Below are 24,458 nucleotides of genomic sequence, written 5' to 3' on the forward strand. Positions count from 1 at the left end.
TAAAGCCTTTAAAAAGGAGCCGTTTTTGAAAGCCACGATATCGCTCATCGCGTTAAATTGTCTAGTATATTTTGCCGTTTACTGCGGCATTTGCGGTAGTAACGCGACGCTTGGGTTAAATATGTTTTTTATAGACGGGCTTTTCGTCTGGCAGCCGGTGACTTCGATGTTTATGCATGCAAATTTAGCCCACCTGCTGATGAATATGGCGGTTTTGTATCAGTTTGGATCGCTTCTTGAGCGGTACTACGGCAGCGAAAAATTCGCCGTCATCTACTGCGTCGGAGGCGTTTTGACCTCGCTGCTTAGTTTTGTTTATATTTATATTATGTTTAAAACTAACGGAACTTTTATAAATTTAGTAGGAGCTAGCGGCGCGATCAGTCTGCTGCTGGGAGTTTTGTCGTTTTTGGACGCAAGTAGCAGAAAAGGGCTAATAATCGCTATCTTGCTAATGAGCTTCGCCCCCGTAGCCATGGGCGTAAACGTCGCCTGGTACGCGCATATTATCGGCTTTGCTTTAGGATATTTCGGGGTAAAATTTAAGGTGATAAAATGAGATTCTTCGATCAAATTTGGGAAATTTTAGAGTGCGGCGACAAGGAGCTTAAATTTGACAAATTTAAACGATTTTACGCCGAATACAAGGCCGGTAAATTTGACGCGCAAATAGAAGAGGGCGGTAAATTTGACGAGATAAAACAGCTCGAACGTCCAAGCTATGCGGCATTTTGCGAGGTCGTAGCGATGAGAGAAATCGGCGGCAAAAAGCAAGCGGACAAACAAAAAGCCTTCCTGCACTCGATCGCGCACATCGAATACAGCGCCGTAGATATAGCGCTAGATGCGGCGTATCGCTTCCGCGCGCTGCCAAAAGCCTACTATGACGACTGGCTCGAGGTCGCAGAGGATGAGATCAGGCACTTTAAGATGATCGAGGAGCACATGGCTAAATTTGGCGTGAAATACGGCGATTTTGCCGTGCACGACGGGCTTTTTATCGCCTTGCAAAACACCTCCGCGTCGCTACTTGAACGTATGGCCGTACTACCTAGATACATGGAGGCAAACGGCCTTGACGCAAATGCTTTTATGCTAAAAAAGCTGGAAACCGAGCGTGAAAAAGACGAGAGCAAGACGCGGCTTTGCAAAATTTTGCAAGTTATCTTAGACGAGGAGATCTCGCACGTCTCAAAGGGCGATCGTTGGTTTAAATTTGCCTGCAAAAAAGAAGGCGTAAGCCCCGAAATCTACGCACAAATCGTACAAAAAATCTACCCTAAAGCCTTTTTGCAGTCCCGCGAGCTAAACGTGAGTGCGCGACTAAAATCAGGCTTTAGCGAGGCAGAGATCGAGCACATAAAAAATCTATCAAAGGCTAGAAAGGTGGTATAAATGAAAAAAATCTACTTTATCAGGCACGCAAAAGCCGTAGATGAGGGTGAGGGTAGCGACTTTGAGCGTGATATAAGCGAGCGAGGCAAAAAGGATCTGGCGCTGATGTGCGATCGGATAAAAAAGCACGAGGTTAGGGCGGATACGATATTTGCCAGTCCCGCCAAACGCTGCGCCAAAACGGCCCAAAAGCTAGCCGAAGCAGTCAAATTTAAGAAGAAAATCAAATTTAAAGACGAGCTATACGGAGCGCAGACGCACGAGCTTTTAGCCTTTATAAGAGAGTTTGACGACAAATTTCAAAGCGTATTTGTCATAGCTCACAACGACGCTATAACTGAAATTTGCGAGCTTTTAAGCGACGCTGCGATCGGAAATATACCTACATGCGGTATCTTTTGCGTCGAATTTGACGGCAGCTTCAAAGAGATCAAAGAACACGGCGCAAAGGCTCTTTTTTTTGACTACCCAAAAAAACATAAAAAATAGGGCCATTAAAAGCTCTATTTTCTCCTTCATTTTGTTAATCCAATTTACTTCATAAAATTTGCCTCAAAAAAAACACACAATAGAGTGCAAAATATTTAGTAAAATAAGCATAAAAATTATCAGTTAAATTTAGCATGAAATTTGATGGATAAATTGTTTTAATTCAAAAGGTAAAACGTTAAGAAAAACCATGTTTTCGGCATTTGCTGAAGATATTGAGGTAATACAAAAGAGATATAAATATTTATTTGAAAATTATAGTTTTCAATACAAAATAGCAAAAATAGTCTGCATTTTACTTTTTGACCTATTATTATAAGCATTAAACTATGTATCATAAAAATTGAGTAGTTTTTATATTTTTTATCCAAGATAAGAATTAAATGATTGTTTTTAGTAAGCCGCAAGAAAATTTAAAAGACAAAGCAATAATTTACTCAAGATCTAACGATTTAAATTTTATCTCTAAAAGTTTTTGCTCATATAATTTATATGCAAAACCACTTAAAGCAAGAAAATATAACCAAAAGAAAAGCAAGGATAAATAAAAAAGATTTGTGAAAAAGGGTTAATTATAAATGAATAAATGGTGCGCTCGAAGGAATTCGAATCCCTGACCTTTTGAACCGCAATCAAATGCTCTATCCAGCTGAGCTACGAGCGCACTTTAAAAGAAATGTGAAGTATAGCCAAAGGTTTCTTAAATCTTTCTAATTTTTGATATATTTGCAAAAATTTCGTTTTTTACCCACCCTACTACATCAAAATTTGCCGTAAGGCCATCAAATTTCAAATTTATGTACTAAATTTGCCACATTTAACCATCTATAAAAATCTTTATGTTATCTTATGTAGCAAATTTAATTAAAAATAAGCGCGCCTGGCTACCGAGCATTAAAATATATAGATAAAGGCAGTACAAGCTAAAAATTTAATAGCAAAAATAGCGAATTTAAAGACTGCATGCAAAGATCATGTTCTAAAAAAGCAAAATTCAAGCATCAGCAAGCAAAAAAGAGTAAAATTCAAAAAACGATAAGAAAGGAAAGCCAAGTGATACATAAAATTTTGATCGCAAACCGCGGAGAGATCGCCGTTCGCGTGATCCGAGCCTGCAAAGACCTACACATCAAAAACGTCGCTATCTACACCAAGCCCGATCAAGACTGCCTGCACGTCAAGATAGCCGACGAGGCCTACCAGATCGGCATCGACCCAATCAAGGGCTACCTAGACGCCAAGCGCATCGTCGAGGTAGCAAAAGCTTGCGGCGCGGACGCCATACACCCGGGCTACGGATTTTTGAGCGAAAACTACGAATTTGCCAAAGAGGTCGAGGACGCTGGGCTGGTTTTCATCGGGCCTACCGCCGACGTCATCCGCAAAATGGGCAACAAAAACATCGCACGCTATCTGATGAATAAAAACGGCATCCCTATCGTGCCCGGCACCGAAAAGCTAAACAACGAAACGATAGAAAATATCAAACTCTACGCCGAACGTATCGGCTATCCCGTCATCCTAAAAGCTAGCGGCGGCGGCGGCGGACGCGGTATCCGCGTAGTGTGGAAAGAAGAAGAGCTAGAATCTAGCTTTGAAAGCTGCACGCGCGAGGCTAAGGCGTTTTTTAACAACGACGAAGTTTTCATGGAAAAATACGTCGTAAATCCGCGCCACATTGAGTTTCAAATTTTAGGCGACAAATACGGCAACATCATCCACTTAGCAGAGCGAGACTGCTCGATCCAGCGCCGCCACCAAAAGATCCTCGAGATCGCACCTAGTCCGACGATGAGCGAAAGCCTGCGAAAAAGCATGGGCGTGACCGCAGTCGCCGCGGCAAAGGCCGTAAACTATACCAACGCCGGCACGATCGAGTTTTTGCTCGACGACTATAACAACTTTTACTTTATGGAGATGAACACTCGTATCCAGGTCGAGCACGGCGTGACCGAGGAGATCACGGGCGTGGATCTCATCGTGCGTCAAATTCGTATCGCAGCGGGCGAGATCCTAGACATGGAGCAAAGCGACGTCATCACGCAGGGCTTTGCGATCGAGGCTCGTATCACCGCCGAGGACGCGTGGCAAAACTTCATCCCAAGCCCTGGCGAGATCACCGGCTACTACCCTGCTCTGGGCCCTTCCGTGCGCGTCGATAGCCACCTATATAAAGACTATCAGATACCACCGTTTTACGATAGCTTGCTAGCTAAACTCATCGTGCGTGCGCCTAGCTACGACCTAGCCGTAAATAAACTAAAACGCGCTCTAGATGAGTTTACGATCGAGGGCAGCGTCAAAACCACGATCCCGTTTTTGCTCAGCATTAGCAAGGAGCGCGACTTTAGGCGAGGATTTTTCGATACGTCATACGTCGAAAACAAGATGCCTACCCTGCTAGAAAAGATGAAAACCAAAGACAACGAGGATAATGAAGAGGTGATCGCTGCAATCGCTGCCGCGATACAAAGGGTAAAAGACGCTAGAAAATTTAAAGAGGAGCACGCGGATGAATGATTTTTTCGATAGTTTAAAGGATATAAAAAAAGAGCTTCAAAAAGAGCAAAATGCAAATTTGAGCTCAAATTCAGCCGCCAAAAACGCCGCGAAGCAAAATTTAAAGCCTGAACCAAAAACCTTCAGCAAAGAAGAAGCCATCGCGCACAAAGAGCAAATTTTGCGCGACGAGTTTCTAGCCTACGTCAAGGACGCGGATATCAAAAAGTGCTAGTCGTGCCGTTTTCCACCCTGCCCAGCCCCTGCCCCTACCTAAAGGACAGGGACTCGCGCATGGAGTATCGCTACGTGGACGGCTGCGACTTTGCCGTAAACGACGCTCTTGCCAGGCGCGGCTTTAGGCGTTTTGGCAAGTATTTTTCCAAGCCAAACTGCGCGGGTTGCCACGAGTGCGTAAATATCAGGGTTGATGCGCTAAATTTTAAATTTAGCAAATCAGCCCGCCGCACGATGCGTAAAAACGAAAATACCAAAATCATCCTAACAAAGCCGCTCATAGACGACGCGCACGTGGCGCTATACAAAAAATACCATAAATTTATGCAAGAAAAGCGCGAGTGGAAGTACTACGAGCTGGACTTTCGCCGCTACTACGAGCTCTACGTCGCGGGGCACGCAGAGTTTGGCAAGGAGATAGCGTATTTTGCCGGCGGCCGGCTCATCGGCGTCGATCTCGTCGATATCCTTAGCGACGGTATCTCGGCGGTTTATTGCTATTACGATCCTGATTTTGCAGATCTTAGCATCGGCAGATACTCGCTCTATCAGCAAATTTTACTAGCTAGGCAGTTAAATTTACGCTGGATATATCTAGGCTACTACGTCAAAGACTGCCCTAGCCTAGCCTACAAAGCAGACTACAAGCCATATGAGCGCCTGTGCGAATACGTCCAGCTAGATGAAACGCCCGTGTGGGAAAAAGCGGAATAAAAAATGCTTTCAAGTGCGTTTTATAAAGGCAAAATTTGATAAAAGTAAGTCAAAATCTAGAATCTCTAAGCATAGAAACATCAGACGCCGATCTGTTTTTCGAGCTGCAAGCGCTCATAAAGCGAAATTTCGCCAAAACGCTGGGGCAAAAAGGCAAGGTGATGTCGTTTTACGACGAAAACGAGAAGGTTCAGCGCAAATATTTCGTCAAATTTCTAAAAAAACTCTGCCAAAGATACGAGCTAAAAAACGTAAATTTAAACTTCGCCGAGTATAAAACTATCAAACTGCACTACATCCAACCAAACTCGCTAAAAGCTATGGTTTTCGTCGATGTCGCATTTGTGCGGGGCGGCGCGATATTTAGCTTTGATCGCTCAAACGAGTCCTTTATCTCGCACATCATCAAGGGCTTTGAGTCAAAGCAAATTTTATCCGCCGAAGGTCAAATCGCCCTAAATATCGCAAATTTGGGCGAGTGCGCGCGACTAGAGGAGCTGTTTAACAAGAGCGAATATATGAAATTTTCAATCATCTTTAACTATAACGAAGAGGAATTTGAAAAATTTAAAAAACAGATCAAAATCTGCGCCAAGAAAAACGAAGCCAAATTTGCCGCGCTGGCTAGCCTTTTCGAGGACCATTTTGCGGTGCTTGGGTGCGATAAAAACGATAGCTTTGAGGAGGTGCGAAACCGATATCTGGAGCTCGTCAAGGCCCATCACCCAGACTTTCACGCCGCGCTTAGCCCGGAGCTTTTGGACGAGTGCAAAACGCAGTTTCAGCGTATCCAAAACGCCTATGAGAGTTTGAAGCCATATTTTAAGGAGCTTGAGGCGGGGGCGGAGTAAATTTGCTTTTTTAAATTTGAGCAAATTTGACGCTAAACCATGCTTAAATTTGCGTGCGGCACACGCACTGCATCTTTACGGGCGGTGCTGATTTTATGGCGCGAGATATTTAGACGGATTTTGCAACCAAATTTGAGCATAGAAGGCATCGCTAATCTATACATTATTATTGCAAAATTTAAAAGCGCGAGCCGCATCCAAAACCTGCTCAAATTTAACATTACTCACAAATTTGCACTCATTTGGTTAAATTTACTTCCCCGATTGCAGCAGGTAGGTCTTTTTGCGCTCGCTGGAGCTGCCGATATTTAGCGCGAGACGGTATTTTGTTATCGTGCGGCGGACGACCTCGACGTTAAATTCCTTCTTTATAAATTCCAAAATTTTCAGGTCGCTAAGTGGCTTGGCAGGATTTTCGTTGCGAACGAGATTTGCCACGAAATCCTTGATAGCCTTATTTGAGACGTCCTCGTCGATCGCGGCGGAGAAAAAGCTCTTTATAGGTACCAGTCCGCGCGAACACTCGAGGTATTTGTTTGATATGCCGCGCGAGATAGTTGACGGGTTTCGCCCCAGATCCTCGGCGATGTCTTTTAGGCGCATAGGTTTGATGTCGCCGCCAAAAAAGTAATCATACTGATACTCCACCAGCATAAGGGCGATCTTTCGCAGCGTAGCTTTTCGCATATCAAGCGCGTCTATGAGGTCTTTTGCCTCTTTTACGCGCGAGGCGACGAAGCTCTCTTTTTCGTCCAGCCCCTCGACGTCGATGACGATCTCTGGGTAAAAGTCGTCGTTAATCCGCACCTCGATACCGCCCGAGCTCGTGTCAATGACGATATCCGGGATGATCGCCGCAGCCTCGCTCATATACTCGATCGCGGGCGGATTTTTTAGCCTCTTGATGACGGCGAGAGCTTCGTTGTAGAGCGGGATTTTGCGCATTTGGGAGAGATTTTCGAAATTTAACGCAAGCTTTTTAGCGCTTTCAAAGAGCTTCTCATCCAAATTTAGCTCCTCAAGCTGAAATAAAAAGCTCTCCTTATAGTCCTTTGCGCCGATGCCTGCGGGCTCTAGGTAGGCAAAGCGCTTTCGCACCGACTCGATCTCCGCCTCACTAAATTCGTCAAAGACTTCAGGCTCGTAGTAGCCCTCCTCGTTTATGCACTCGATGATTTTCATCGCGATTTTTTGGGATTTTTCGGTCGGGAAAAGGGGCTTATCTATCTGCCCCATTAGCTTGTCGTAAAGCCCGATTTTAGCCACGCTAAAGCTTTCGATATTGTCGGTTACGCTGTTTTTTGATATTTCTTTGAAGAAGTTTTTGTCTTTTTTGGAGGGCGCGGCGCTTGGCAGCTCGCTTAAATTTCGCTGCTGCACGCTAGCAAACGGGTTATCCGCCAAAAACGGCTCAAGCGTCTCCTTTAGCTCCTCGACGCTGCTGCTTAGTATCGGCAGCCACGAACGCAACGTGTGCGAGAGCTTATTTTTGGGAGCTTGAGTTTGCTTTAGCATTATTCTACAAATTTAAACTCTTCGCCCAGATAGTGGGTGCGCACGAGTTTGTTGTTCGCGACTTCGTTCGCGCTGCCGCTAGCTAGCAGGCTACCGTCCTTGATCACGTAGGCGCGGTCGCAGATGGCTAGCGTCTCGCGGACGTTGTGGTCAGTGATGAGCACGCCGATGCCGAGTTTTTTTAGGTCGCGAACGATGCTTTGTATATCGCTAACGGCGATCGGATCGACGCCGGCAAAGGGCTCATCAAGTAATAAAAATTTAGGCGTAATGATGAGGCTTCTAGCGATCTCGCAGCGTCTGCGTTCGCCGCCGCTTAGACTCACGCCCTTTCGCAAGCGTATGGGTTCGATATTTAGCAAATTTAGCATTTCGTTTACTTTTTTCTCGCGGACGGCTTCGTCTTTATATAATATCTCGGCGCCGAGTAGTAAATTTTCCTCGACGGAGAGGTCTTTAAATATACTTGATTCTTGCGGCAGATAGCCGATCCCCATATGCGCGCGCTTGTGTAGCGGCACCTTCGTCACGTCCGCGCCGTCTAAAAACACGCTGCCACTAGATGGCGAGATAAGCCCGCATATCATATAAAACGTCGTCGTTTTACCCGCGCCGTTTGGCCCCAGCAGCCCTACTACCTCGCCGCTTTTGACCTCTAGCGAGATGCCTTTTATGATGTTTGTTTTTTTGATCGTTTTTTGTAAATCTTTAACTTCTAATTTATGCACCGTAAACCTCGTATTTTCGCCCTTTTTGGCTAGGTGAGATGACTACCTTGACGCATTTTTCGCCCAAATTTTCTAGCGCCTTTTCCAGTCGCTCGTCGCCCCACTCTACTAGATGAAGTCCATCTTCTAGCAAATTTTCAAAAAGTCCGTTTTGTAAAATCGCGTCAAGTCCGTTTTGATAGATATCGTAGTGATAAATTTTATCTCCGTAGTTTTGCATGACCGAAAACGTGGGCGAAGTAACCTCCGTATCGATGCCGCGAGCCTTTACGATGGCTTTTACTAACGTCGTTTTGCCACTGGCTAAATTTCCCTGCAAGATAACGACACCGCTTTGGGGTAAAATTTTTACCACCTCGCTAAGCTCGCCAAGTCCCAAATTTAGCTCTATCATAGCTCTTTTACGTATAGCGCTTGGGCTGATTTTGGGATACTTTTGGTCTCTGGGATCGCTAGCACCTCGTAGCGCGCCTCTTTGGCTAGAAATTTGATCGTTATCACGTCGCCGATCTTGACCTCTTTGGCCGGTTTGGCGACGACGCCGTTTACGCTCACGACGCCGCTTTTGCACATATCTTCGCTGACCGCGCGCCTTTTTGTGATATTTACGGTATTTAAAAACTTATCTACTCTCATGGCGGCGATTTTAGCCAAATTTGGCTTAAATTTTTAATTCCTCGCAGCTACATATTAAATTTAATGTAAATTTGACGTTTGGCGCACGCGATTTTAGCGGAAATATTTATTCCAAATTAATCAAATTTGGCTAAAATACGCGTCATCTCAATATAAAGGATAGAGAATGAAAGAAGACGTGAAAAAAGTCGTTCTCGCCTATTCGGGCGGACTTGATACGAGCATTATTTTAAAATGGCTGCAAGACGAGTATAAATGCGAAGTGGTGACCTTTACCGCCGATATCGGTCAGGGCGAGGAGCTAGAGCCCGCACGCCAAAAAGCGCTGGAGCTCGGTATAAAACCCGAAAATATATTTATAGAGGATTTAAAAGAAGAATTTGCGCGAGATTTCGTGTTTCCGATGTTTAGAGCAAACGCCGTTTACGAGGGTGAGTATCTGCTAGGCACCTCGATAGCTCGCCCGCTAATAGCTAAAAAGCAAGCCGAAATCGCTGCCAAAGTAGGCGCCGACGGCGTGAGCCACGGAGCGACCGGCAAAGGCAACGACCAAGTGCGCTTCGAGCTAGGCTACTACGCGCTGGGAGACAACCTAACCATCATCGCTCCTTGGCGCGAGTGGGATCTAAACAGCCGCGAAAAGCTACTAAAATACGCCGAAAAAAACGGCATCAAAATAGAAAAGAAACCGGGCAAAAGCCCCTACTCTATGGACGCAAATTTACTTCATATCAGCTACGAGGGTCTAGTGCTTGAAAACCCTGCTCACGCTCCGGAAGCCGATATGTGGCGCTGGACGGTAAGCCCGAAAGACGCGCCAAACGAAAGCGAAATAATAGAAATCGGCTACGAAAAAGGCGATCCGGTTAGCATAAACGGTAAAAAAATGAGCCCTGCCGCACTGCTAGCCGAGCTAAACCGCCTAGGCGCAAAACACGGCATCGGCAGACTAGACCTAGTAGAAAACCGCTCGGTCGGCATGAAAAGCCGCGGCTGCTACGAAACTCCTGGCGGTACGATAATGCTAAAAGCTCACCGTGCGATCGAGAGCATCACGCTAGACCGCGGCGCGGCGCACCTAAAAGACGAGCTAATGCCTCGCTACGCAGAACTCATCTATAACGGCTACTGGTGGTCGCCTGAGCGTATCATGCTACAAGCGCTCATCGACAAGAGCCAAGAGAGCGTAAACGGCACGGTCAAAGTCGAGCTCTACAAAGGCAACGTCATCGTGCTAGGACGCGACAGCAAGACGGACAATCTCTTTAGCGAAGCATTTTGCACGTTTGAAGAAGACAGCGTGTTTGACCAAAAAGACGCGAACGGATTTATCAAGCTAAATGCGCTAAGATTTATCATCGGACGCAAAAACGGACGCAAATTTAACTAAATAAAGGATAAAAATGAAAGTACTACTAATAAAAGACGTAAAATCGCTCGGAAAAGCCGGCGAAATCAAAGAGGTAAAGGAAGGCTACGGAAATAACTTCCTAATCGGCAAAGGCTTTGCTAAAGCCGCGACTCCCGATGTTTTGCGCCAGTACGAAGCCGAACAAAAACGCAAGGCCGAGGAGCTAAAATACGAGATCGCAAATATAGAAAAACTAAAATCCGAGATCGAAAAAATCACGCTCAAAGTTAAAAAGCCGCTCGGAGCAAACGGCGCGCTATTTGGCGCGGTAACGAAGGATGAAATTTCAGAAGCGCTAGAAAAAAATCATCATCTAGTCGTAGATAAAAAGGCGTTTGATTTTGCGCACACTATAAAAGTGACCGGTATCTACGAAGTGGACGTCAAGCTCGGCCACGCCGTGCGAGCTACGCTAAAACTAGACGTCGAGGGCGAATAAGTGTTTCACGCGACTACCATTTTAGCCTACAAAGGCAAGAATAAATCGGTCATCGGCGGCGACGGACAAGTGAGCTTTGGCAACACGGTGCTAAAAGGCAATGCGGTAAAAATACGCAAAATCCACGGCGGCAAGGTCCTAGCGGGCTTTGCCGGCAGTACCGCAGATGCGTTTAATCTCTTTGATATGTTTGAAAACAACCTCGAGCACGCCAAAGGCGACCTGCTAAAGGCGGTGATCGAGTTTAGCAAAGAGTGGCGCAAGGATAAATACCTGCGCAAACTAGAAGCCATGATGCTGGTGCTTGATAGAGAGAAAATTTTTCTTTTGAGCGGAACAGGCGACGTTGTAGAGCCCGAAGACGGCAAAATAGCCGCTATAGGAAGCGGCGGAAACTATGCTCTCTCCGCCGCAAGAGCGCTGGATAAATTTGCCCAGATCGACGAAGAAGAGCTCGTAAAAGAGAGCCTAAAGATCGCTGGCGAAATTTGCATTTATACGAACACGAACATAAAAACCTACGTTTTAGAATAGAGAAAAGATGAATTTAACCCCAAAAGAGATAGTGAAATTTTTAGACGATTACGTCATCGGGCAAAAAGACGCAAAAAAGATCATCGCCATCGCGCTACGAAACCGCTACCGCAGGATGAAACTAGATAAAACGATGCAAGACGATATCATGCCAAAAAACATCCTGATGATAGGCTCGACTGGCGTGGGCAAAACCGAGATCGCAAGGCGCTTGTCAAAGATGATGGGTTTGCCGTTTATCAAAGTAGAAGCTAGCAAATACACCGAAGTGGGCTTCGTCGGACGCGACGTAGAAAGCATGGTGCGCGACCTGGCGGCTGCGTCGGTAAATTTGGTCAAAGCCGAACAGCGCGAGAAAAATCGCGAGAAAATCGACGAATACGTAAAAGATAAGATAATAAAAAAACTCCTGCCGCCTCTGCCGACGGGTGCAAGCGAAGAGAAAAAAGCAGACTACGAAAAAAGCTACGAAAAGATGATGAGCAGGCTAGAAAACGGCGATCTAGATGATCTAAGCATCGAGATAGAGATCGTGCAAAATAGCTTTGACGCGGGTGCGAACGTACCGCCCGATATGGCACAAATGCAAGAGAGCTTCGTCAAAATCATCGGCCTAAGCAACAAAACCGTCAAAAAAGAGATGAAGGTAAAAGACGCAAAAGAGGCGCTCAAAAACGAAGCTAGCGATAAAATTTTAGATATGGAGAGCATCAAAACCGAAGCCGTGAGAAGAGCCGAAAACGAGGGTATAATCTTTATCGACGAGATCGACAAAGTCGCGGTGAGCTCCGGAAACTCAGGCAGGCAAGATCCGAGCAAAGAAGGCGTACAGCGCGACTTACTACCTATCGTGGAGGGCTCGACGGTGACGACTAAATTTGGCGCCATAAAGACCGACCACATACTTTTTATCGCCGCGGGCGCCTTTCACATCAGCAAGCCAAGCGATCTAATCCCGGAGCTTCAAGGACGTTTTCCGTTGCGGGTTGAGCTTGATAGTCTAGATGAAAATGCGCTTTATCAAATTTTAACTCAGCCTAAAAATTCGCTACTCAAACAATACGAAGCGCTTTTAAAAACCGAAAACGTTGAGCTTAAATTTACGGATGACGCTATAAAGGCTATCGCAAAAATCGCTCAAAACGCCAACGAAAAAATGGAAGATATCGGCGCTAGACGCCTACACACCGTGATCGAGCGCGTGATAGAGGATATCAGCTTTGAGGCTAACGAGCACGGCGGCGAAACGATAGAGGTAGACAAAGCCCTCGTAGGAAAGCGCCTTTCAGACGTCGTCGAGGATCAAGATCTGGCGAGATATATCTTATGAAATCAGGCTTTGCAAGCATCATAGGCCGTACGAATGCAGGCAAAAGCTCGCTTTTAAATTTTTTGCTTGATGCGAAGATCACCATCGTCTCGCACAAGCAAAACGCCACGAGGCGCAAGATCAGCGGCATCGTGATGAATGACGAAGATCAGATCGTTTTTACAGATACGCCGGGGCTTCACGAGAGCAACAAAACGCTAAACAAGCTCATGATAAACGAAGCGATAAAATCCATGGGCGACTGTGACGCGATCGTGTTTTTGGCGCCCATTCACGACGGCATAGACGACTACGTCAAATTTCTAAATTTAAATCCGCAAAAACCACATATCTTGGTGCTCACCAAGGTTGACGAAGTCTCAAACGCCAAAGTGCTTGAAAAAATCGCGCAATATCAAAAATTTCAAGATAAATTTACAGCGCTTTTGCCTTTTAGCGTCAAAAAGCAAACATACAAAAAGCCGCTTTTGGATGAAATTTGCAAGCTTTTGCCAGAGCACGAGTATTTTTACGACCCCGAGTTTTTAACGCCGACAAACGAAAGGGAAATTTTCCGCGAATTTATCCTTGAGGCGCTCTACGATAATCTAAGCGACGAGATCCCCTACTCTACCGACGTGCTCATAGACAAAGTCAAAGAAAAACCGGAAATAACTGAAATTTATGCCACCATAATCACCGAACGCGAGATACATAAATCTATGATTATCGGCAAAAGCGGACAAACCATCAAAAGAATCGGGATAAATTCAAGAAAGTTAATATCAAATTTTACGGGACAAAAAATCTTCGTAAAGCTCGTTGTAGTGGTTAAAAAAGACTGGCGTAAAGACGAAAAAACTATAAAAAGCTTGAATATTTTATAAATAAATATTAAGTCATATATTTTTATGGTATAATAGATGCGGCAAGTTGCCCAGTATAGGGCAAAACTAACTTAGAATTTGAAGTTTATATTGAAGGATGCTTAAAAATGGCAAAAAATAAAAATGAAGTAGCAAACATAATAACGCATGATCCGTATTTGCAAACTTCATATGCCTTTTCAGGTAATAAAGTTTCCCAAATAGACCTAAGCAAAGCAAATAAAAATAGCTTTTTTACGTCATACATCAAATATAAAGACATGATGACAGGTAGTGTAGAAATACCGCTATCAACAGACGAGGATGATATATCAAATTTAATAACAATCAAGGTTTATGAGCAGTTTGGTCTAGATCCGTCTTCTGAGTATAAAATTGTGTATAACGAAACTTTAGGCATATCGTCTGAAACTAAAATTTTTAACGTATTTATATCTGACATTTTATCAACCGATCAATTATTCTCTTTGGCTCTTAAAAAAATTCCATATATAGACTATGTGGTGGCTGCCCCGCTAATGTTTCATGCGCTTTATAAAAAAAATATGCTTTCAGCCCAAAATACCGATGCTTTCGTGGTGTTGCAGGATGATGATGCTTTTATAGCTATTTATCAAAGTGGAGAGTATGTTCAATCAAGACCGCTTAGGTATTCAATAAAAAATATTAGCGAGAAATTTGCTACTTTAAGCGGCGATAAGCTAAATGATAATGTTTTTTTAAATATCATAAAAAATGGAACAAATACTCAAGATGATAGAAGTAGGGATTTTATAGTTGAAATATTTGATGAGATTTCCTATTACATAGGAGATTTAATAAATAGCTTAAGTCGCTTTGTGGGATCAAATGTTTCAAATATAAATTTAGTAACTGACGTAAAAATGGGTAATTTTGCAGAATTTATACAAGAAAAAGTAAGTATACCCACTAATTACCTTGATCTAAATATTGCCATAAATTCAAAAGAAGTTGAAGTTGATAATATTCACAATATTATGGCAATCAATTCACAATATTACAAAGAAACACAAGAAAACGATTTTAACTTTTCCAATTTTCTGCGACCACTACCGCTATTTCAACGCAATAGCGGTAAATTAATACTATATACACTGCTTGGACTACTAATTGGATTACTATATCCATTGTATCTTTATGTGTCAGGAATTATTACCGACGTAGACACTGCTGATAAAAAAAGCGAATATGAAATCAATAATGCAGATAAAATAAGGATAGAAGGGGCAATAGCAGCCCTTGAACAACAAATTTCAGGTGTATCAAAATCTATCGAGGAAGAGCAAGTTGTAATTGATTTTAGAAAAAACACTATTAAAGAAATTTATGATAAAAAAGTTAGTTATCCGATGAAGGGCGTTGTGTTATTTGAGCTCAGCAATCTAATAAACAACAAAGATATACAAACCGCAAGAATAAATAACTCAAATAGAGACATGAAAGTTACGTTAGTAAGCAAAGATGAAAAAAAGTTAACGGAATTGATGCAAAATGTAAATACTTCAGAGAAATACTCTATATTAACAAAGGAAATTTTATTAGATAAAAAATATGGAGTACCTTCATATGAAACAAATGTTACTATAAAGATTAAATAATGAGAAAAGATAATACACTTACGAAAATAGATAATTACTTTGACGAAAAAAAACCTAGCGAAGTAACAATGATGTTAATTGTTGCTTTTTTCTTATCTGCTACAATAGCATACTATGCGGTAATACCATATGCGCAAAATTATTATGATGACTCAATAAGGGAAAATGATCAAATAACTAAAGATCTTAATAAAGTAAATTCTTATTTGAGCACTGTTAGTCAAGGTAGCGATAGAAATTTTATGATTAATCAAAAACAAAATGAGTTAATGCAACAGCAAAATAAGCTCGTTGATGCCCAAAATATGAATCAGTACTTTGATAATAAATTAAAAGAACTATCATATCTAATTTTTAATGAACAGAGTTGGGCTGATTTTTTAGATAATTTAGCATTCTTAGCAAATAAGAATAATGTAAAAATAACAAAAATAATAAATACATTTAAAGAACCTAATGCTCAGAAAATAGAACAAGTACTTGATATAAACATATCTGTTGACGGTGATTATAGAGATATCATAAGTTACATAAATGCCATTGAAGAATCTAAATTGGTAGTAGATGTGAATAATATAGATATAAATTCTACAAATGGCAAACTAAGAGGAAATATGGGAATTTACATATGGGGGATGAAATATCAATGAGATCTTATACTTTGTTTTTTTTAGCGATATTTTGCTCAATATCCGTGGCGAATAATTCTCAAGAAGAGATAGAGCATTATAATCAGTTATTCGGCGCGATAAATGAGCAACGTAAAGGCTTAAATGAATCCGAACTAAAAACCATATCTGATCCTTTTTTAAAAACAAAAGCCGTTAGCATTGAAAATAACAATAATGTTTCGGATAATCAAACTTTTGATTTGCAGGCAATATTTAGCAATAAAGCTAAAATTAGCGGACATTGGTATCGGGTAAAAGATAAAATAGGTGAATATGAACTGGTAAACATTGGATCCAAAAGTATTACTTTAGCAAATAAAGATGAAAAGATTGACTTAAATTTAACAAAAGGGGCAAATAAAAATGTCATTATCAAAATTAAATAAATTATTTAAAATATCTATGATAGCCGCAATATCGTTAACATCAGCATATGGCAATGGTTGTGAAAAAGGGTTTTTAATCTTAAAATTAATGAACAAGTTTCAGTTCAAGAGGTGTTGACGCAACTATCCGATATGTGTCATTTTAGTGTTGTTACAAAAGATCAATTTGCTAAAGACGCCATAAGCGAACCTCTTTTTGGAATCAATATAAAAGATAAAACATTGAATGAAATTTTTAGCCTTTTGCTCTCCGAAAAAGATATGAGCTATACCTTTTCTCAGGATATACTAAAAATTTCGTCTCTCCAGACTAAAACATTTAAGATTGATTATATAACATCTGTAAGGGAAGGAACCGCTATAACAAAAGCTTCTGTTGATTCTGCCCCAATAGAAGTAGGAGAGAGAGAAGAAGATAGTGGATCTACAGATATTACTAAAGGCGGCGGCAAGCTTGATAATATTATAAGGACAGTTGAAAAGTTTGATTTTTGGGAAAAATTAGATACTGAAATTAAAGCGATACTAAACAATACTACAGAAAGTATCGTTGCGCCGGATCCTATCATCAATGCCAATGCGGGTTTAGTCACTGTAACCGGCACAGCAGCACAGCTTAGAAGAGTTTCTGAATACATTAAAGATATTCAAGAAAGACTTAAAAAACAAGTAGTCATAGACGTATCTATAATATCCGTAGAGCTTGCCAATAGTTACACAAAAGGTGTTGACTGGAGTAAATTTAATATAGGTTTTAAAACCGGATTATACAATCGTACGGTCGTAACTGGCGTAACTGAAACAGTAGGACAAGACGCTGCTGGAAATCCTACGACCACTTTAAGTAGAACATATGGACTAATTCCGGCAAACGACCTATTTTGGTCAAATAGAGGAAACGGTCTTGGCGGTGGTTTTTCTCAAAGCATGAATTTGATTGCAGGTTTTAATTTTAATTTAGACGGCGTTTTAAATTTTCTAGAAACAAATGGGAGAACAAAAGTTGTTTCAAGCCCAAAAATTACAACTTTAAATAATCAACAGGCCCTAATTTCCGTGGGAGATAATGTAAACTATAGAGTTCAGGAAGAAAGCCAAAACAATAACGCTTTAAATGGTAAAACCACTATAACCTATAAGCAATATTCTGTTTTTATAGGAATTTTGCTTAACATTTTACCAGAGGTTTCAGACGATAATAAGATTATGCTCCGTATTAATCCATCTCTTAGCAGCTTCAAATACAATGAAGATGATGTTAGACAAAGCACAACCATAAGAGAAATCGCACCAGATACTATACAAAAAAAGCTTTCTACTGTTGTGCAGGTAAATAGCGGTGATACAATCGTTTTAGGTGGGCTTATAGCTCAGTCTAAAGGCAAGGAAAATACAAAGGTACCATTCTTGGGAGACATCCCTGTGCTTGGACATGCATTTAAAAGCACAAAAGATAATCTTAGGACAACAGAACTTGTATTTATCATAACCCCAAGAATAGTTGACACATCAAATGCTACACCAATCAATCAGTCTCTTAAAGATTTAGGTTTTTCGAGGTCAACGTATGAGCAATAAATATACTACTTTAAAAAATATATTTATTGATGTAGCACAAGAAAATAACTACATAAATTTAGATAAGTCTATTATTGCATATAAAAAAATTTTAGATTTGTTGCAAAAGCCTGCCAAGTTAATTTTATTTTACGGCAAGCCTGGGTGTGGAAAAACATTCTTGCTAAAAAAAATTGTCAGCGATCTTAAAGATCGTAGTGACATTATTTTTTTTCCATATCCCTTTTTCAATGAATCAGAATTTGTAAAATCATTGTATGAAGGTATTTTTAGAAAAGAATCTCAGGAAAAAATTGAAAGCTATGAGCAGTTTATTAAAATATACGAAGCTAAAATCGAAGATAGTCAAGATAAAAAACCAGTAATAGTTATTCTTGACGAGTCACAGCTTTATCCTGAGATTTTACTAGAAAAAATTCGTATAATGTCAGATAGCGGTCTATTTAAATTTGTTTTTGCCACGCACGAAACGATTGATAAAGATGTACTATCGAGAGATTACTTTAAGTCAAGAGTTTGGGAAAGTATAGAGATGGGCTCTATTGATACAGAGGAGATGAAAGTTTATTTGGAAAATAAGTTACAAAATAGTCAGTTTTTCTATATTTTTTTAAAATTTACCGAAGAACAATTTCGTCTTCTAAATGAATTAAGCCAGGGAAATTTAAGAATGCTAAATAAATTAATGTTTAATATTTTTGAACTTTACGAATATTTTGATGCAAATCAACCAACTATAATAGGCGGTGACAAAATGGTAACAAAAATTTTAGAGATGGCAGCCATCAAATCGGAGCTTATAGATGCTTGAAACATATGAGATATTGGAGCTAGAAAGGCGATGGAGAGCCTACGACAAAAAGAGAAAAGAGTTTAAGTTTTCGGATAAAAAAAACTATATATATGCTATTTCAGCTGTTTTAGCTATATCTGTTTCTGTGTCATCGCTTACTTTTTATTTATTAAAAGATTCACTAATAAATAATACAAATAATACAACAATTAGTAATGATACCAGGGAAAATAGTCAAAAGATTATAAAACATTCTGAAAATGTTGAGCCTGAGCAGAAAATCGATCCAAGTAATAATACCTTGCTAAATTCTGACAATTTTGGCGGAACAGAAAACACGCAAAACACGCAAAATAATAGCATTGCAAACGAAGATATCTCAGATAATATAAATACAGAAATTCAGCAACACGGCTGGGTTAATGCAAGCGATATACAGCAGATTAGTAATGCCCAAAAAAATATTGGCGGCAGACAAGTTGCGGTAAAAACGCCAACGGAAGAAGTAATAAATTTTGATTCTGAAAAACACATACCCGCAAAGAGTATTGGTGGCTTGCAAAATATAAACAAATTCCAAATACAATCTTCTGGTTCTGAAGTTTCGGTAGATGAATTAACAGCAAAATTTGAAAAATCAAATAGCTCTGACATTGCACTACTTATTGCAAGAAGATACTATGATGTTAAGGACTATAAAAATAGTGAAAAATGGGCGTTGATAGCAAATGAGCTTGATAGCAATAATGAAGAGAGCTGGATAATATTTGCAAAGTCAAAATATAACCTAAAGCAAAAAGATGATGCTATAAGTGTTCTTAAGATATATAACGATAAGGCAAATTCTGCAAATATCGAGGATCTAATGAGACAAATAGAAGACGATACAGCTTTATAGAATAAAAGCATTATTATTTAATAAAGAGTAAAGGTATTTAATGAATAAATTTTATGAACTTTTTATGGCGACCATCTTAAAAAATAATTTAATAACTGATATCCAACATCAAAATATATTGTCTTTATTAAAGGCAAACACGGATTTTGAACATGCGCTACAACAGGAAGTACCAAATTTTTCAACAAAATATATATATGATGTTCTTAGTGAACTATACAGAAGACAGCGTATTACAATTAATGAAATAACTGAAAATTTTGTAATAAATTTAAGAAATTTTTTAGAATACATTGCAAATAAATTTAAGCTTGAATATGTTGATTTAGATGATATTGATATAGACTATAAACTTTGTGAAAAAGCTCCTTTAAATCATTTAAAAACCTATAGTGCTCTACCTATTAAGGAAGATGAAATTGCCGTTTATGTTGCTTTTAAAAACCCATTTGACATGTCTGCGCAAGATAGACTGCAATCTATTTTTAATAGAAAGCTCTTAAAAATAGTTATAACCGATCCATCCAAAATAGATAAATATTTAAGTAAAATAGAACTAAATGATAGTGTAAAAGGCATAGTTACTGAGATCAGAAAGGAGCTATCCTCTACTGCGGTAGTAGGCGGGAATGCAAATGAAAATAGCTCAGGTATACTTAAGTTAATTGAAGTGATTTTAAGAACTTCAATAGTAAGTCGCGCAAGCGATATACATATCGAAGCTACTACAACAAACTGTGTCGTGCGAGGCAGGATCGACGGCATGTTGGCTGAGCTTTTTATTTTTGACAAAGACCTTTTTCCACCCCTGGTATCGCGCATGAAGCTACTGTCGAATATGGATATAGCAGAGCGAAGAAAGCCGCAGGACGGTCGTTTTTCGGCTCAGGTAGCCGGCAAAGAGTATGATTTTCGTATTTCAACATTGCCTATACTACACGGTGAAAGCATAGTTTTGCGTATTTTGGATAAATCAAAAGTTCTAATTAGTCTTGAAAATTTAGGTATGCATCCAAGTACTTTTGATAAATTTAACAAAGCAATGAAAGCACCTTACGGCATTATATTAGTGACGGGGCCAACTGGGTCCGGTAAAACGACAACTCTTTATGCTGCATTAAATGATATAAAAAGTGTAGAGACAAAAATAATAACCGTCGAAGATCCAGTAGAGTATCAGCTAAATATGATCCAGCAAGTCCATGTAAATGAAAAAGTCGGACTTACCTTTGCTTCAGCTCTTCGATCCATTTTAAGGCAAGACCCAGACATCATAATGATAGGCGAGATCAGAGATCAAGAGACTCTTCGTATAGCTATCCAAGCTGCACTTACCGGTCACTTGGTATTTTCGACGCTTCACACAAATGATGCAATAAGCGCCGTCACCAGAATCGCCGATATGGGAATAGAGCCGTATTTAATTAGCGGTGCATTGGTGGCGATAGAGGCCCAAAGGCTTGTTAGAAAACTATGTCCAAACTGCAAACAAAAAACCGTTTTGCCGCCAAATTTACATGAACAATTTCAAGACTTCTTGCCGCAAGATTATCAGTTTTATAAACATGTCGGTTGCGATCAATGTTCTCAAACGGGCTATGTAGGGCGAGAGATGATAAGCGAAGTTTTACCGATAAGCGATAGAATTTCAGCGATGATAGCAAATGGTACTACAAAAGAGGAAATAAAAAAAGTAGCATACGAAGAGCATTTTATAGATATGTTTAAAGATGGTATTATTAGAGCCGCAAGGGGCGTAACAACGATAGATGAAGTATTTAGGGTAGCTAAGGTATGAAATTTTTTGAAGTTGAGTATATGGCCAACGGTCGTCGCCAGAAGATGACCCTAAAAGCAAACAACAGAAGCGAGGCGCAGGCCTTAGCAAAAACAAAAAAGGCCGGCGTAATAGTAAAAGTAGGAGAAACAAAAAGTACCCCGCTAGAAGAACAATTTGCTGACATGATAAGCAAGGTGTCGGTCCTTTTAGGCGGTTCAAAAATAAAAATAAATAATTTAATTGCAGCTTTTAGGCAATTAAGCGTTATGACAAATGCCGGAATTTCAATCCACGACAGCATCAAGGAAGTATCTAAATCAACAGAAGACAAAAGGCTTAAGGCCATATTTGCAACCCTAAACGATGATCTCAACCAAGGTCAAAGTCTAACCGATGCCATAACCAAATTTAAAGGCGAGCTTGGTGACGTAGTTATTGCTATGGTAAAGCTTGGCGAAAGCACAGGTAATATGTCCGAGTCGCTACATAAACTATCAGATATTCTACAGGAAGTTTGGGAAAATCAGAGGAAATTTAAAAAAGCTCTCAGATATCCGATTATAGTAATGTCTGCTATGGCGATAGCTTTTATTATACTGATGATATTTGTGGTTCCTCAATTTAGGGAGATATTTGAACAACTTGGCGCCAAACTGCCTCTTCCTACAATTATTCTTCTTTCTATTGAGAGTGCATTAAGCAATTACGGTTTATATATATTAGTCGGCTTTATAGCCACAATATACGCCATCAGATATTTATACAAAAGAAATGATGATTTTAAATATAAATTTGATAAATTTATGCTAAAAGTTTATCTAATCAATAAAATTATATTCTACTCAACAATGAACAGATTTAATCTTATTTTTACCGAGCTTGTAAGAGCAGGTATTCCAATTGCCGATGCCCTTGAGACGGCAACTTTAACGGTAGAAAACCAAGACATACACGATAAGCTTGCCACAATCAAGATTGCTGTTCAAAGAGGCGTATCCTTGACAGAAGCTTTTCGAGATACTCAGCTTTACGAGAGTATGCTTATTCAGATGCTAAGCGCAGGCGAAAAAGGCGGTGCAATAGATACGATGCTTGAAAAAGTAACCGATTATTACAAAGCTAAATTTAGCGACCTGGTTGATAATATTTCAAGCTATGTGGAACCAATTATGCTTTTATTTATGGCGGGTATGGTTATACTTTTGGCGCTTGGTATTTTTATGCCTATGTGGGATCTTGGAAATGCAGTTCAAGGACGATAATTAAAACAACAATTAAGGAAAGAAATGCAAAATAATTTACATGAACGTCAAGTTAGTGCAGATGCGTTTTTAGTTTCAAAAACCGATACAAAGGGAAAAATAACTTATTGCAATATCCCTTTTGCTCAAATAGTCGGCGCAAAAGGCAATGAGTTGATCGGGAAACCGCATAATATCGTGAGGCATCCAGATATGCCGCGCGTTGTTTTTAAAATTTTATGGGAGTACGTAAAAAATAAAAAAGAGGTTTTTGCCTATGTTAAAAACAAGAGCTTTGACGGTTCATTTTACTGGGTATTTGCAAACGTTACCGCTTCTCTTGATCAAAACGGCAACATTATCGGTTATTATTCGGTTAGACGAAAGCCAAATCCAAAAGCCTTAGAAATCATTATCCCGCTTTACAGGCAGCTCTTGGAAGCTGAAAAGAGCGGCGGCATGGAAGCCTCATCTAAGCTTCTTGATAATATTTTAAAAGAAAAAAACAAGAGCTATGACGAGCTAATGAACGACTTACAAAGATTATAAAAGGAAAATCATGTTTTTTAAAAAAGAAAAAGTAAATTACGATGAAATTTTAAATGTGGTCGAACAAGCTAGAAACGGCTTTTTGGAACCTAGAATTTTACAAATAGATCCAAACTCTCAAATCGGCAAAATAGCACTTGGTATAAACGATTTGCTCGATCAAATCGAAGCCCTGCAAAGAGAGATGGGTACTTGCGTCAAATCGGCCGAAAGCGGGATAACTTATAGAAATATCTTCACAGAGGGTTTTCGCGGCCTTTTTAGAACCAACGCCATATCCATGAGCGAGGGCGTCGAGGGTATAAAAGCCGGGCAAAAAGGTAAAACCAGAGGCATACTCTCCGAAAAATTTAGCGAGCTCGGCAACGGAAACGACGGTATTTTAGAAGTACAAAACGACCTCAATCAAAGCATTAAAAATTTAACCCAAATTTCAACCATGGCGCAAGATACTTCGGTAAAGGCCAACGAAAGCATGTCGGCCGTAAGTGAACTTAGCCAAAATATGGGCAACCTAGAGCACCTTATCACAGAGTCTACCGAAGCTATTAAAAATTTAACCCACAGAACCGAGGAAATCTCATCGGTCGTAAATTTGATCAAAGATATCGCCGAGCAAACAAACCTACTCGCCCTTAACGCTGCTATCGAAGCGGCGCGTGCCGGCGAGCATGGGCGAGGCTTTGCCGTAGTCGCCGACGAAGTGCGAAAGCTTGCCGAAAATACGCAAAAAGCTACAAGCGAAATCGGCATAAACATCCAAACTCTGCAACAACAAACAAACGACCTAAACGACAATTCCAACAAAATCACGCAAATAGCGCAAGTAGCAAACGTGAGCGTGTCCAAATTTAGAGATGCTGTGAATGTATTTAGCCAAGGCGCGATGCAAAGCGCAAAAATCTCAAAATACGTCGAACACAAAACCATCGGCATCATCGGCAAGATCAACCGAGTGACATATCTACAGACCGCATACGGAAACGTTATTAACGAAAGAGGCGATGACGAAAATATGCAAAAACAAACGCAAAATTTAAATGCATGGTACGAGAGCGCGGCGGCATATTTTGCAAATTCAAAAAGCTTCGAGAAGGCAAGCGCTCCCGCAAAACAAATAAGCGATCTAGTAAAAGCTAACCTAGACGACTCAAAAAATGGTTACAATATGAACGATATCCAAAAATTCGTCGATAGATTCGCCAAAGCCAAACAAGCAAGCGGCGAGATCTTTAAGATAATAGACACGACGATAGAAGAAAGTGTAAAGTAATGTTATACGAAATTTGAGCTAAAAAC

At 40.4% G+C, this 24,458-nt stretch carries 26 protein-coding genes, 1 tRNA gene and 1 pseudogene; 22 read left to right on the forward strand and 6 right to left on the reverse strand.

Annotated elements, in window-relative coordinates:
* Positions 1–25: 25 nt before the first annotated feature.
* From CSHOW_RS05135 to CSHOW_RS05145, 3 genes are read left to right on the forward strand one after another with little or no spacing between them, the layout of a single operon-like run.
* The gene (locus CSHOW_RS05135) at positions 26–559 is read left to right on the forward strand and encodes a rhomboid family intramembrane serine protease (protein ID WP_002947727.1); all 534 of its coding nucleotides are present in this window, start codon (positions 26–28) and stop codon (positions 557–559) included.
* The gene (locus CSHOW_RS05140) at positions 556–1,395 is read left to right on the forward strand and encodes a ferritin-like domain-containing protein (RefSeq protein ID WP_002947726.1); all 840 of its coding nucleotides are present in this window, start codon (positions 556–558) and stop codon (positions 1,393–1,395) included. Before CSHOW_RS05135 ends, CSHOW_RS05140 begins: the two co-directional genes overlap by 4 nt.
* Positions 1,396–1,884 (forward strand): SixA phosphatase family protein, encoded by a 489-nt coding sequence (locus CSHOW_RS05145; RefSeq protein WP_002947725.1) that lies wholly within the window; start codon positions 1,396–1,398, stop codon positions 1,882–1,884.
* Between the two features lie 587 nt (positions 1,885–2,471).
* Here the strand turns inward: CSHOW_RS05145 and CSHOW_RS05150 are convergent.
* A tRNA-Arg gene (locus tag CSHOW_RS05150) sits at positions 2,472–2,548 on the reverse strand.
* Between the two features lie 389 nt (positions 2,549–2,937).
* Between CSHOW_RS05150 and CSHOW_RS05155 the strand changes: the two genes are divergently transcribed.
* From CSHOW_RS05155 to CSHOW_RS05170, 4 genes are read left to right on the forward strand one after another with little or no spacing between them, the layout of a single operon-like run.
* Positions 2,938–4,404, forward strand: coding sequence for an acetyl-CoA carboxylase subunit A (locus tag CSHOW_RS05155; protein ID WP_002950241.1), 1,467 nt, complete (start codon positions 2,938–2,940; stop codon positions 4,402–4,404).
* Entirely contained in the window at positions 4,397–4,618 is a 222-nt protein-coding gene (locus CSHOW_RS05160) for a hypothetical protein (RefSeq protein WP_002947719.1), read from the forward strand. Before CSHOW_RS05155 ends, CSHOW_RS05160 begins: the two co-directional genes overlap by 8 nt.
* Positions 4,612–5,334: an arginyltransferase gene (locus CSHOW_RS05165; protein ID WP_232501995.1), complete on the forward strand. Its 723-nt coding sequence runs from the start codon at positions 4,612–4,614 to the stop codon at positions 5,332–5,334. The genes CSHOW_RS05160 and CSHOW_RS05165 overlap by 7 nt, the downstream gene beginning before the upstream one ends.
* A gap of 35 nt (positions 5,335–5,369) precedes the next feature.
* On the forward strand, positions 5,370–6,185 hold the full coding sequence (locus CSHOW_RS05170; RefSeq protein ID WP_002947717.1) for an adenylosuccinate lyase: 816 nt from the start codon (positions 5,370–5,372) through the stop codon (positions 6,183–6,185).
* Positions 6,186–6,217: 32 nt separating this feature from the next.
* Here CSHOW_RS05170 and CSHOW_RS10545 read toward each other — a convergent pair whose 3' ends face one another.
* The 5 genes from CSHOW_RS10545 to CSHOW_RS05190 form a co-directional block, all read right to left on the reverse strand.
* Positions 6,218–6,349, reverse strand: a complete 132-nt coding sequence (locus CSHOW_RS10545) for a hypothetical protein (protein WP_257792034.1) — start codon at positions 6,347–6,349, stop codon at positions 6,218–6,220.
* An 88-nt stretch (positions 6,350–6,437) separates the two neighbouring features.
* The gene (locus CSHOW_RS05175) at positions 6,438–7,700 is read right to left on the reverse strand and encodes an RNA polymerase factor sigma-54 (RefSeq protein WP_002947716.1); all 1,263 of its coding nucleotides are present in this window, start codon (positions 7,698–7,700) and stop codon (positions 6,438–6,440) included.
* Complete coding sequence (lptB, locus tag CSHOW_RS05180) at positions 7,700–8,428, reverse strand: LPS export ABC transporter ATP-binding protein (protein WP_002947715.1); 729 nt, start codon at positions 8,426–8,428, stop codon at positions 7,700–7,702. The genes CSHOW_RS05175 and lptB overlap by 1 nt, the downstream gene beginning before the upstream one ends.
* A complete protein-coding gene (tsaE, locus tag CSHOW_RS05185) occupies positions 8,421–8,822 on the reverse strand; it encodes a tRNA (adenosine(37)-N6)-threonylcarbamoyltransferase complex ATPase subunit type 1 TsaE (protein WP_002947714.1) in 402 nt (133 codons plus the stop codon). Before tsaE ends, lptB begins: the two co-directional genes overlap by 8 nt.
* Entirely contained in the window at positions 8,819–9,064 is a 246-nt protein-coding gene (locus CSHOW_RS05190; RefSeq protein WP_039895162.1) for a S4 domain-containing protein, read from the reverse strand. Before CSHOW_RS05190 ends, tsaE begins: the two co-directional genes overlap by 4 nt.
* A gap of 166 nt (positions 9,065–9,230) precedes the next feature.
* On the opposite strand from CSHOW_RS05190, the gene CSHOW_RS05195 reads away from it, so the two are divergent.
* The 15 genes and pseudogenes from CSHOW_RS05195 (at position 9,231) to CSHOW_RS10645 (ending at position 24,432) form a co-directional block, all read left to right on the forward strand.
* Positions 9,231–10,454 (forward strand): argininosuccinate synthase, encoded by a 1,224-nt coding sequence (locus CSHOW_RS05195; protein ID WP_002947711.1) that lies wholly within the window; start codon positions 9,231–9,233, stop codon positions 10,452–10,454.
* 13 nt (positions 10,455–10,467) lie between these two features.
* Complete coding sequence (rplI, locus tag CSHOW_RS05200; RefSeq protein WP_002947709.1) at positions 10,468–10,914, forward strand: 50S ribosomal protein L9; 447 nt, start codon at positions 10,468–10,470, stop codon at positions 10,912–10,914.
* A complete protein-coding gene (gene hslV / locus CSHOW_RS05205) occupies positions 10,915–11,448 on the forward strand; it encodes an ATP-dependent protease subunit HslV (RefSeq protein ID WP_002947707.1) in 534 nt (177 codons plus the stop codon).
* A gap of 7 nt (positions 11,449–11,455) precedes the next feature.
* The gene (hslU, locus tag CSHOW_RS05210) at positions 11,456–12,778 is read left to right on the forward strand and encodes an HslU--HslV peptidase ATPase subunit (RefSeq protein WP_002947706.1); all 1,323 of its coding nucleotides are present in this window, start codon (positions 11,456–11,458) and stop codon (positions 12,776–12,778) included.
* The gene (gene era, locus CSHOW_RS05215) at positions 12,775–13,644 is read left to right on the forward strand and encodes a GTPase Era (RefSeq protein ID WP_002947704.1); all 870 of its coding nucleotides are present in this window, start codon (positions 12,775–12,777) and stop codon (positions 13,642–13,644) included. The genes hslU and era overlap by 4 nt, the downstream gene beginning before the upstream one ends.
* A 107-nt stretch (positions 13,645–13,751) precedes the next feature.
* Complete coding sequence (locus CSHOW_RS05220; protein ID WP_002947703.1) at positions 13,752–15,263, forward strand: hypothetical protein; 1,512 nt, start codon at positions 13,752–13,754, stop codon at positions 15,261–15,263.
* The gene (gene pilO, locus CSHOW_RS05225) at positions 15,263–15,913 is read left to right on the forward strand and encodes a type 4a pilus biogenesis protein PilO (protein WP_002947695.1); all 651 of its coding nucleotides are present in this window, start codon (positions 15,263–15,265) and stop codon (positions 15,911–15,913) included. Before CSHOW_RS05220 ends, pilO begins: the two co-directional genes overlap by 1 nt.
* Positions 15,892–16,320 carry a hypothetical protein gene (locus tag CSHOW_RS05230; protein ID WP_039895154.1) on the forward strand — a complete coding sequence of 143 codons (429 nt, stop codon included), beginning with the start codon at positions 15,892–15,894 and terminating at the stop codon, positions 16,318–16,320. Before pilO ends, CSHOW_RS05230 begins: the two co-directional genes overlap by 22 nt.
* Positions 16,298–17,898 (forward strand): annotated as a pseudogene (gene mshL / locus CSHOW_RS05235) (pilus (MSHA type) biogenesis protein MshL). Before CSHOW_RS05230 ends, mshL begins: the two are co-directional and overlap by 23 nt.
* Positions 17,888–18,709 carry an ATP-binding protein gene (locus CSHOW_RS05240; protein ID WP_002947688.1) on the forward strand — a complete coding sequence of 274 codons (822 nt, stop codon included), beginning with the start codon at positions 17,888–17,890 and terminating at the stop codon, positions 18,707–18,709. The pseudogene mshL and the gene CSHOW_RS05240 overlap by 11 nt, the downstream one beginning before the upstream one ends.
* Complete coding sequence (locus tag CSHOW_RS05245) at positions 18,702–19,589, forward strand: hypothetical protein (protein WP_002947686.1); 888 nt, start codon at positions 18,702–18,704, stop codon at positions 19,587–19,589. Before CSHOW_RS05240 ends, CSHOW_RS05245 begins: the two co-directional genes overlap by 8 nt.
* 40 nt (positions 19,590–19,629) lie before the next feature.
* On the forward strand, positions 19,630–21,387 hold the full coding sequence (locus CSHOW_RS05250) for a GspE/PulE family protein (RefSeq protein WP_002947684.1): 1,758 nt from the start codon (positions 19,630–19,632) through the stop codon (positions 21,385–21,387).
* Positions 21,384–22,631, forward strand: a complete 1,248-nt coding sequence (locus CSHOW_RS05255; protein ID WP_002947682.1) for a type II secretion system F family protein — start codon at positions 21,384–21,386, stop codon at positions 22,629–22,631. The genes CSHOW_RS05250 and CSHOW_RS05255 overlap by 4 nt, the downstream gene beginning before the upstream one ends.
* A gap of 24 nt (positions 22,632–22,655) precedes the next feature.
* Positions 22,656–23,159: a PAS domain-containing protein gene (locus CSHOW_RS05260; protein ID WP_002947680.1), complete on the forward strand. Its 504-nt coding sequence runs from the start codon at positions 22,656–22,658 to the stop codon at positions 23,157–23,159.
* Between the two features lie 10 nt (positions 23,160–23,169).
* On the forward strand, positions 23,170–24,432 hold the full coding sequence (locus CSHOW_RS10645; protein WP_002947678.1) for a methyl-accepting chemotaxis protein: 1,263 nt from the start codon (positions 23,170–23,172) through the stop codon (positions 24,430–24,432).
* Positions 24,433–24,458: the final 26 nt, after the last annotated feature.

Source organism: Campylobacter showae (assembly GCF_004803815.1).
Taxonomy (GTDB): domain Bacteria; phylum Campylobacterota; class Campylobacteria; order Campylobacterales; family Campylobacteraceae; genus Campylobacter_A; species Campylobacter_A showae.